Here is an 11220-nt window from a genome sequence, read left to right as displayed (position 1 = left end):
CTGGACGCGGCGACCCTGCGCACGCGCGCCGCCGCCGGGCTGCTGCCCCCACTGCTGCGCTCCCTGGTCCGCACCCCCGCCCGGCGCGCCGTCGAGGCGGCCGCCCCGGAGGCCGAGGTCTCCTCGCTGGTCCGCCGCCTCGCCGCCCTCGACGGTGCCGAGCGGGAACGCGAACTCCTCGACCTCGTGCGCGGCCGGGTCGCGGCGGTGCTCGGCCACGCCGACCCGTCGGCGATCCGCCCCGACAAGGCGTTCAAGGAGCTCGGCTTCGACTCCCTCACCGCCGTCGAACTGCGCAACCAGCTCGGCGCCGCCACCGGCCTGCGGCTGCCCGCCACCATCGTCTTCGACCACCCCACGATCAACGCGGCCGCCCGCTTCCTGCTCACCGAGCTGCTCGGCGCACACGACGGAGCACCGGCCGCCGGCACCGACGAGCCGGCCGCGGCCGCCCCGGCCGCCGCCGCCCCCGACGAGCCGATCGCGATCGTCGGGATGGCCTGCCGCTACCCCGGCGGGGTCTCCTCGCCCGAGGACCTGTGGCGGCTCGTCACCGAAGGCGGCGACGCCGTCGCCAGCTTCCCCACCGACCGCGGCTGGGACCTCGCCACCCTCTTCGACTCCGACCCCGACCGGCTGGGCACCACCTACGCCCGCGAGGGCGGATTCCTCTACGGAGCGGGCGACTTCGACCCCGTCCTCTTCGGGATCTCGCCGCGCGAGGCCCTCGCCATGGACCCGCAGCAGCGGCTCCTCCTCGAAGCCTCCTGGGAGGTCTTCGAGCGGGCCGGGCTCGACCTCGACAGCGTGCGCGGCAGCCGCACCGGCGTCTTCGCCGGAGCGATGCACCACGACTACGCCTTCCGCGTCGAGGAGAACCCGCAGCGCGTCGAGGGATACGGCCTGACCGGCACCCAGGGCAGCGTGGTCTCCGGCCGCGTCGCCTACACCTTCGGGCTGGAGGGCCCGGCCGTCACCGTCGACACCGCCTGCTCCTCCTCGCTGGTCGCCCTCCACCTGGCCGCGCAGTCCCTGCGCCAGGGCGAGTGCACGATGGCGCTGGCCGGCGGCGTCGCCGTCATGGCCACCCCCGGCGTGTTCGTCGAGTTCAGCCGCCAGCGCGGCATGGCCGCCGACGGCCGCTGCAAGTCCTTCTCCGCCGACGCCGACGGCACCGGCTGGGCCGAGGGCGTGGGCGTGCTCCTCCTGGAGAAGCTCTCCGACGCCCGCCGCAACGGCCACCGCGTCCTCGCCGTGGTGCGCGGTACGGCGACCAACCAGGACGGTGCCTCCAACGGCCTGACCGCCCCCAACGGCCCCGCCCAGCAGCGCGTCATCCGCCAGGCCCTCGCCAACGCCCGCCTCGCCCCGCAGGACGTGGACGCCGTCGAGGCGCACGGCACGGGCACCACCCTCGGCGACCCCATCGAGGCGCAGGCCCTCCTGGCCACCTACGGCCAGGACCGGCCCGAGGACCGGCCGCTGTGGCTCGGCTCGCTGAAGTCGAACATCGGACACGCCCAGGCCGCCGCGGGCGTCGCGGGCGTCATCAAGATGGTCATGGCCCTGCGCGAGGGGGTCCTCCCGAAGACCCTGCACGTCGGCGAGCCCACCCCCGAGGTGCTCTGGTCCGCGGGCGCCGTGGAACTGCTCACCGAGGCCGTGCAATGGCCGGAGACCGGCCGTCCGCGCCGGGCCGGCGTCTCCTCGTTCGGCATCAGCGGCACCAACGCCCACGTGATCATCGAGGAGGGGCCGCAGGAGCCCGCGCCCGCCACGGAGCAGGAGCCCGCCCGGCTGCTGCCCTGGGTGGTCTCGGCGCGCAGCGCCGGAGCACTGCGCGGCCAGGCCGCACGGCTGCTGGACCTGGACGGTTCCGTCCAGACCGCGGACGTCGCCACCGCGCTGCTGACCACCCGGTCGCCGCTGGAGCACCGCGCGGTGGTGCTCGCCGAGGACCGGGACGGCTTCGCGGCCGGACTCCGCGCCCTCGCCGAGGGCACGGGCGCACCCGGCGTGACGCAGGGCCTCACGGGCACCGGCGAGCGGCTCGCCTTCCTGTTCTCGGGGCAGGGTGCGCAGCGTGCGGGGATGGGGCGTGAGTTGTACGCGGCCCAGCCGGTGTTCGCGGCGGCTTTTGACGAGGTGTGCGGGCACTTCGGCTTCCCGCTGAGGGAGATCGTCTTCGGGGGCGGGGACGGGGTCCACCGCACCGAGTTCACGCAGCCGGCCCTGTTCGCTCTCGAGGTGGCGTTGTACCGGCTGGTGGAGTCCTTCGGTGTGCGTCCGGACTTCGTGGCGGGTCACTCGATCGGTGAGATCGCGGCCGCGCACGTGGCGGGGGTCCTCTCGCTGGCCGACGCGTCGGCACTGGTCCGTGCCCGCGGTGCGCTGATGGGTGCGCTGCCGGAGGGCGGGGCGATGGTGTCCGTCCTGGCCGGTGAGGACGAGGTGCGGCCGCTGCTGTCGGCGGATGTCGACATCGCGGCGGTCAACGGCCCGTCTTCGGTGGTGGTTTCGGGTGCGGAGGACGCGGTCCTGGCGGTGGCCGCGCAACTGGCCGCGCGGGGTCGCAAGACCAAGCGGCTGACGGTCTCGCACGCGTTCCACTCGCCGCTGATGGAGCCGATGCTGGAGGCGTTCCGGGAGGTCGCGGAGTCCCTGACCTACGCCGCGCCCGCCATTCCGGTCGTCTCCAACGTGACCGGCGGGCAGGTCGAGGAGTTCACGGCCGACTACTGGGTGGAGCACGTCCGGGCAGCTGTCCGTTTCGGTGACGGTGTCGCCCACCTGGCCGCGCAGGGCGTGGGGCACTTCCTCGAGCTCGGCCCGCAGGGCGTCCTCGCCGCCATGGCGGGGGAGTCGCTTCCCGACACCTTCTCCGGGCTGCTGGCGCCCGTCCTGCGCAAGGACCGGCCCGAGCCCGAGGCCTTCCTCGGCGCCCTCGCCGAAGCCTGGACCCGCGGCCTCCCCGTCGACTGGACCCCGCTCCTCGCCGGCCGCCCGGCCCGCCGGGTGGACCTCCCGACGTACGCCTTCGAACACGAGCGGTTCTGGCTCGCCCCCTCCCGGAACTCGAACGGCTCCGCGGCCGGACTCGGCCTGACCTCCGCCGCCCACCCCCTGCTCGGCGCCTCGGTCGACCTGGCCGACGGGGACGGGCTGGTCCTCACCGGCCGGCTGTCCGCCGACACCCTTCCGTGGGCCGTCGACCACACGGTGGCCGGCACGGTCCTGCTGCCCGGCACCGCGTTCGTGGAACTCGCGCTCCGCGCGGGCGACGAAGTGGGCTGCGGCCGCCTGGAAGAGCTGACCCTGGAAGCCCCGCTCGCGCTCCCGGAGCGCGGCGCGGCCCGCCTCCAGATCGCCGTGGGCGCTCCGGACGGCGGGTCGGACTCCCGCAGCGTCGTGATCCACTCGCGGCCGGAGGGTGCCGAGGCGGCCCTGCCGTGGACCCGGCACGCCACCGGCACCCTCACCGCCGCAGGACCCGCGCCGAGCGGCGCGGAGTTCGCGGTGTGGCCGCCCGCCGGGGCCCGGCCGGTCGACCTGCGCGGGTTCTACGAGGGCCTCGCGGAGGCCGGTTACGCCTACGGGCCCGCTTTCCAGGGCCTCAAGGCCGCCTGGCGGTCCGGCGAGGAGGTCTACGCCGAGGTCGTCCTCGACCCGGCCCGGCAGGAGGAGGCCGCCGCGTTCGGCGTGCACCCGGCCCTGCTCGACGCCTCCCTGCACGGCATGCTGCTCGACGTCGCGTCCGGTGCCGTCAGCGGTCTGCGGCTGCCCTTCGCCTGGAGCGGGGTGACCGTGCACGCCGAGGGGGCCTCGGCCGTACGGGTCCGTCTGGTGCCGGACGGCGCCGACGCGGTGGCGGTCACCGTCGTGGACCCGGCCGGGCTGCCGGTCGCGACCATCGACTCCCTCACCCTGCTGCCGGTCTCCCACGACCAGCTGCACCGGGCGAGGTCGGCCGATCAGGACACCCTGTACCGGGTCGACTGGACGACGGCCACCGCCGCCGACGCACCGCAGCTGAACTGGGCGGTGCTCGGCTCCCCGGCCGACGACCCGGACGGGGCGGGCCTGCCGGCCCACCCCGACCTCCAGACGCTGGCCGCCGCCGTCGTGGGCGGCGCCCCCGCCCCCGACGCGGTGCTGCTGCCGGTCGCCCGGACGCGGACCGCCGTACGGGCCGACGGCGTCCGGGAGGCCACCGCGGCCATGCTGAGCACGCTCCAGTACTGGCTCGCCGAGCCCGCGTTCGCCTCGTCCCGTCTGGTCGTGGCGACGCGCGGCGCGGTCGCGGCCCGCCCGGGTGAGGACGTCACCGACCTGACGCACGCCGGGCTCTGGGGCCTGGTGCGCTCCGCGCAGGCCGAGAACCCCGGCCGGCTCGTCCTCGTCGACACGGACACCGCCGTCGAGGACGCCCCGGTGATCCCGGCCGTCGCCACCGGCGAGAGCCAGATCGCCGTCCGCGACGGGGAGTTCCTCGTCCCGCGGCTGGCCCGCACCGACGCGGGGGCGCTGCTCGCCCCGCCGCGGGACGCCCCGCACTGGCGGCTCGACACCACCGGCGGCGGCACTCTGGAGAGCCTGGCCCTCACCCCGTTCCCGGAGGCGGCCGAGCCGCTCGCCCCCGGGCAGGTGCGGATCGCGGTCCGCGCGGCCGGTCTGAACTTCCGTGACGTCCTGATGGCGCTCGGCATGTACCCGGACAAGATCGTCCTGGGCAGCGAGGCCTCCGGCGTCGTCACCGAGACGGGCCCGGGCGTCACCGGCCTCGCCCCCGGCGACCGGGTGATGGGCATGGTCCCGCACGCGTTCGGGGAGGTGGCCGTCGCCGACGCGCGGATGCTGGCGCGGATGCCCGAGGGCTGGTCCTTCGAGCAGGCCGCCTCCGTGCCCGCGGTGTTCCTGACCGCCTACTACGCGCTCGTCGACCTGGCCGGGCTGGAGGCCGGGGAACGCGTTCTCGTGCACTCGGCGGCCGGCGGCGTGGGCATGGCAGCCGTCCAACTGGCCCGCCACCTGGGTGCCGAGGTGTTCGGCACGGCCAGCGAGGCCAAGTGGGGCGTACTGCGCCGGCAGGTCAGGCTGGAGGGCGCCCACTACGGGTCCTCCCGCTCGACCTCCTTCGAGCAGCGGTTCACGCACGCGACCGGCGGCCGGGGCATGGACGTGGTCCTGGACTGCCTGGCCGGGGAACTGGTGGACGCCTCGCTGCGGCTGCTGCCGCGCGGCGGCCGCTTCGTCGAGATGGGCAAGACCGACATCCGGGACCCGCAGGACGTGGCCCACGCCTACCCGGGCGTGCGCTACCGGGCCTTCGACCTGATGGAGGCCGGACCGGAGCGGATCGGCGAGATGCTCGCCGAGTTGGGCCGGCTGTTCGAGGCGGGCGTGCTGCGGCCGTTGCCCGTCCGTGCGTGGGACGTCCGGCGGGCGCCGGAGGCGTTCCGGTTCATGAGCCAGGCCAGGCACACGGGGAAGATCGTGCTGACGGTTCCGCAGGGCTGGGACCCGGATAGCACGGTCCTGATCACCGGCGGTACCGGCACCCTGGGCGCGCTCGTCGCCAAGCACCTGGTGACGACGCACGGCGTACGGCACCTGCTGCTCGCCGGCCGGCGCGGCCCGGACGCCCCCGGCGCCTCCGAACTGGTGGCGGAGATAGCCGGGCTGGGCGGCACGGCCGAGGTGGTGGCCTGTGACGCCGCCGACCGCGACGCGCTGGCCGCCCTCCTCGCCGCGATCCCCGCCCACCGGCCGCTGCGCGGGGTCGTCCACACCGCCGGAGTCGTGGACGACGGAGTCCTCGGCTCGCTCGACGCCGACCGGCTGGCCCGCGTACTGCGGCCCAAGGTCGACGCCGCCGTCAACCTGCACGAACTCACCCGCGACCTCGACCTGACCGCCTTCGTCCTCTACTCGTCGGCGGCCGGCGTCCTCGGCAACCCGGGCCAGGCCAACTACGCGGCCGGCAACACCTTCCTCGACGCGCTCGCCCAGCACCGGCGCGCCCACGGACGGCCCGGCGTCTCCCTCGCCTGGGGCCACTGGGCCGAGTCCAGCGGCATGACCGCCGGACTCGACACCACCGACCTCGCCCGCCTCGGCCGGTCCGGCTTCCTGCCCATGACCAACGAGCAGGGCCTGACCCTCCTCGACGACGCCCTGTGCCAGGACGAGCCGCTGCTCGCCCCCGTCCGGCTGGACCTGGCCGGACTGCGCGGGACGGCCCGCGACGGTTCCCTGCCCGACGTGCTCAAGGGCCTCGTACGCGCCCCGGCACGCCGCATCGCCGGACCGGCCGTCGCCGAGGGCGCCGAGCCGCTGGACCGGCGGCTCGCCGCCCAGCCGGAATCGGAACGGGAACACCTGCTGCTGGACTTGGTGCGGACCAACGTCGCCACCGTCCTCGGACACGGGGCGCCCGCCGCCGTCGGCGCGGACCGCACCTTCAAGGAACTCGGCTTCGACTCGCTGACCGCCGTCGAGTTCCGCAACCGGCTGGGGGCCGTCACCGGACTGCGGCTGCCCCCCACGCTGATCTTCGACTACCCGACGGCCGGCACGCTCGCCAAGCACCTGCTGAACGAGCTGGTGCCCCAGCAGGCCGCCGCCCCGGGCGCCGACCTGCTCGCCGAACTCGGCCGCTTCGAAGTGGCCGTGCTCGCTGCCGACCCCGAGGCACCCGGACACGACGAGGTGACCGGCCGCATCGAGGAACTCCTCCAGCGCTGGAAGGCGGCGGCGTCCGCCTCCGCGCCGACGGCATCCGCCGACGGGGAGGACGTGGCGGACCGGCTCCAGTCGGCCTCGGCCGACGAGGTACTCGACTTCATCCAGAACGAGCTCGGGGTCTCCTGATCCCCGGCGACCGCGAGAACAGGGAAGGACACGCCGCGATGGCGAACGAGGACAAGCTGGTCGAGTCCCTCAAGCGAGTGGCCGCCGAGCTCCACGAGACCCGGCAGCGGCTCAGTGAGGCCGAGAGCCGGGGCAACGAGCCCATCGCCCTGGTGGGCATGGCCTGCCGCTACCCGGGCGGGGTCCGCTCCCCCGAGGACCTGTGGCGCCTGGTCGCGGAGGGACGGGACGCGATATCCGGGTTCCCCGCCGACCGGGGCTGGGACCTCGACACCCTCTACCACCCGGACCCCGATCACCCCGGGACCACGTACACCCGCTCCGGCGGCTTCCTGCACGACGCGCCGGACTTCGACCCCGGCCTGTTCGGCATCTCCCCGCGCGAGGCACTGGCCATGGACCCGCAGCAGCGGGTCCTGCTGGAGACCTCCTGGGAGGCGCTGGAACGGGCCGGGCTCGACCCCGGAACCCTCAAGGGCACCCGGACCGGCGTGTACGTGGGCGCCGCGACGCCCGCCTACATCGTCGGAGGGCACAACACCCAGGGCGGCGCCGAGGGCTACTCCCTCACCGGCACCTCCGGCAGCGTCGTCTCCGGACGGCTCGCCTACCACTACGGCTTCGAGGGCCCGGCCGTCACCGTCGACACCGCCTGCTCCTCCTCACTGGTCGCCCTGCACCTCGCCGCCCAGGCGCTCCGCAACGGCGAGTGCTCGATGGCGCTCGCCGGCGGCGTGAGCGTCATGTCCGTCCCCGGCCTGTTCGTCGAGTTCAGCCGCCAGCGCGGCCTCTCCGAGGACGGCCGCTGCAAGGCCTTCGCCGCCGCCGCCGACGGCACCGGCTGGGGCGAGGGCGTCGGCGTGATCGTCCTCGAACGGCTCTCCGACGCCCGCCGCAACGGTCACCACGTCCTCGCCGTCATCCGGGGCTCCGCCACCAACCAGGACGGCGCCAGCAACGGCCTCGCCGCCCCCAACGGCCCCTCCCAGCAGCGCGTCATCCGCCAGGCCCTGACCAACGCCCGGCTGCGCGGGCGCGACGTCGACGTCGTCGAGGCGCACGGCACCGGAACCACCCTCGGCGACCCGATCGAAGCGCAGGCCGTCATCGCCACCTACGGCCAGGACCGGCCGCAGGCCGCCCCGCTGTGGCTGGGCTCGCTGAAGACCAACATCGGACACACCGCCGCGGCCGCCGGCATCGCCGGAGTCATCAAGATGACGATGGCGATCCGCAACGGCGTCCTCCCCAAGACCCTCCACGTCGACGAGCCCACCCCGCACGTCGACTGGTCGGCCGGCGCCGTCGAACTCCTCACCGACGCCCGAGAGTGGCCCGACCTCGAACGCCCCCGCCGGGCCGCCGTCTCCGCGTTCGGCATCAGCGGCACCAACGCCCACCTCATCCTGGAGCAGGCCGCATCCACCGAGCAGGACGCCCCCGCCCCGGCGGCCGGCCCCGCCCCCTTCACGGCCGGGGCCCCCACGCCCTGGCCGCTCTCCGGCCACAGCGAGGCCGCCCTGCGCGGCCAGGCCGGCCGGCTGCACGCCTTCACCGCCGGCACCGGCACCGGCGCGGACGCCCCGCGGCCCGCCGACACCGCCCTCTCCCTCGCCGTCACCCGCTCCGCACTGGCCCACCGCGCGGTCGTCGTGGCCGGCCCGGACACCGGCACCGACGGCGAAGCCGGCGCGGACGCCCGGCTGGACGCGCTCGCCCGGCTCGCCGCCGGCGAGAGCGCCGCCCGGCTCGTCGAGGGCACCGCCGACATCGAGGGCAAGACCGCCTTCGTCTTCCCCGGGCAGGGCTCCCAGTGGGTGGGCATGGCCGTCGAACTGTACGGATCCTCCCCGGCGTTCGCCGCCCGCCTCGACGAGTGCGCCGAGGCCCTCGCCCCGTACACCGACTGGTCCCTCCTCGGCGTCCTGCGCCAGGAGGACGGCGCACCCGGCTTCGACCGCGTCGACGTCGTCCAGCCCGTCCTGTGGGCCGTCATGGTCTCCCTCGCCGAGCTGTGGCGGGCGAGCGGCATCGAACCCGCCGCCGTCGTCGGCCACTCCCAGGGAGAGATCGCCGCCGCCGCCGTCTCCGGCGCCCTGTCGCTCCAGGACGCCGCGAAGGTCTCCGCCCTGCGCGCCAAGGCGCTCCTCGCGCTGGCCGGCAAGGGCGGCATGATGTCCGTCGCCGACACCGCCGACGCCGTCGCCGAACGCATCCGCGCCTGGGGCGACCGGCTCGCCGTCGCCGCCGTCAACGGCCCCCGCTCCACCGTCGTCTCCGGCACCCCCCAGGCCCTCGACGAACTGCTCGCCGCCTGTGAGGCCGACGGCGTCCGCGCCCGCCGCGTCAACGTCGACTACGCCTCCCACGGCCCCCAGGTCGAGGAGATCCGCGACGCCGTCATCGGAGCCCTCGCCGGCATCACCCCGCGCAGGACCCGCGTACCGTTCCTGTCCACGGTCACCGGACGGCCCGTCGACGGCACCGAACTGGACGCCGAATACTGGTACGCCAACCTGCGCCGGACCGTGCGCTTCGAGGACGGCATCCGCGCCCTCCTCGCACGCGGCCACGGCTTCTTCATCGAGGTCAGCGCCCACCCGGTGCTCGCCGTCGGCGTCCAGGAGACCATCGACGCCGTCGGCGTGCCCGCCGTCGCCCTCGGCTCCCTGCGCCGCGACGAGGGCGGCCCGCAGCGCTTCCTCACCTCCCTCGCGGAGGCCTGGACCCGGGGCGCCTCCCCGGACTGGCCCGCCGTGCTCGCCGGACACGCCCCCCGTACGGTCGACCTGCCCACGTACGCCTTCCAGCGCCGCCGGTACTGGGCCGGGGCGGCGGCCGGCGCCGCCGACGTGTCCGCCGCGGGACTGGCCGACGCCGGACACCCGCTGCTGGGCGCGTCCGTACGCTCCGCCGATGGGGACCGCTTCCTGCTGACCGGCCGGATCTCCCTGCGCAGCCACCCCTGGCTCGCCGACCATGCCGTAGGCGACACCGTCCTGCTGCCGGGCACCGCCTTCGTCGAGCTCGCCGTCCGCGCGGGCGACGAGGCGGGCTGCGGACAGCTGCGCGAGCTCACCCTGGAAGCCCCGCTGGTGCTGCCCGCGACCGGCACCGTCCAGCTCCAGCTCGTGGTCGGAGAACCCGCCGCCGACGGCAGCCGCCCGGTGGCCGTCTACGCGCGGCCCGACGACCCCGGCGCGGACACCGCCTGGACCCGGCACGCCTCCGGCGTCGTCGCCCCCACCGCCGCGCCCGGCCTCGCGGTGGACCTGTCCGTCTGGCCGCCGGCCGGGGCGCGGTCCCTCGACGTGGGGGGGTTCTACGCGCGGACGGCCGAGGCCGGTTATGCGTACGGGCCCGCCTTCCAGGGCCTCAGGGCGGCCTGGAGCGTGGACGGGGTCGTGTACGCGGAGGTGGCGCTGGATGCGGCGCAGCGCGAGGAGGCGGCGGCCTTCGGCCTGCACCCCGCCCTCCTCGACGCCGCCCTGCACGCCGCGCTCCTCGGGGCCGACACCGCCTCCGACGGCGTACGGCTGCCCTTCGCGTGGAGCGGAGTGTGCCTGCACGCCACCGGAGCGATCGCCCTGCGGGTCCGCATCACCCCGGCCGGCGACGGCGAACTCGCCGTGGACCTCGCCGACCCCGAGGGCCGGCCCGTCGCCACCGTGAACGCCCTCAGCCTGCTGCCCGTCACCCCCGACCGCCTCCAGGGCGCCCGCACGGACACCCTGCACCGCGTCACCTGGAACGACGTTCCGCTGCCCGCCGACGCGCCCCCCGGCACATGGGCCGAGCTCGGCGGCGCCGACTTCCCCGACCTCGGCGCGCTGACCGCCGCCCTCGACGCCGGAACCGCCGCCCCCACCCACGTCCTCCTCACCCACCCGAACCCCACCGCCAACGCCACCGGCTCCGGCTCCGGATCCGGATCCGGGGACGACCCGGCCCGCGCCGCCCGCGCCACCACGGCCGCGCTCCTGGCCACCCTCCGCGACTGGCTCGCCGACGAACGCCTCGCCGCCCCGCGCCTGGTCGTCACCACCACCGGCGCGGTCCGCACCGGACCCGGCGACCCCGCGCCGGACCTGACCCTCGCCCCGCTGTGGGGCCTGGTCCGCTCGGCGCAGTCCGAACACCCCGACCGGATCCAGCTCGTCGACCTCGACGGCACCGACGCCTCCCGCTCCGCCCTGGAACGGGCCGTCGCCACCGGCGAGGACCAGCTCGCCCTGCGTACGGGCACCGCCCTCTCCCCGCGCCTGGTGCGGGCGGCGGTGGTTTCTGCCGGGGGTGCGGTGTGGGGTGCGGAGGGGACGGTGTTGATCACCGGGGGTACGGGTGCGCTGG

The 11220-nt window shown here is 75.8% G+C and carries 2 protein-coding genes; both read left to right on the top strand.

What is annotated here, in order from left to right; genetic code table 11:
- Positions 1 to 6870 (top strand): SDR family NAD(P)-dependent oxidoreductase (locus tag ACZ4WZ_RS33600; RefSeq protein ID WP_467896866.1); only part of this gene is annotated, 6870 nt, incomplete at its 5' end.
- Positions 6871 to 6908: 38 nt separating this feature from the next.
- The coding region (locus tag ACZ4WZ_RS33595) for a type I polyketide synthase (protein ID WP_467896864.1) at positions 6909 to 11220 on the top strand (4312 nt) is incomplete at its 3' end.

The organism is Streptomyces sp. NPDC029122, assembly GCF_055569445.1.
The sequence above is the reverse complement of the archived record's forward strand: the minus strand, read 5'-3'. Positions and strand labels throughout refer to the sequence as shown.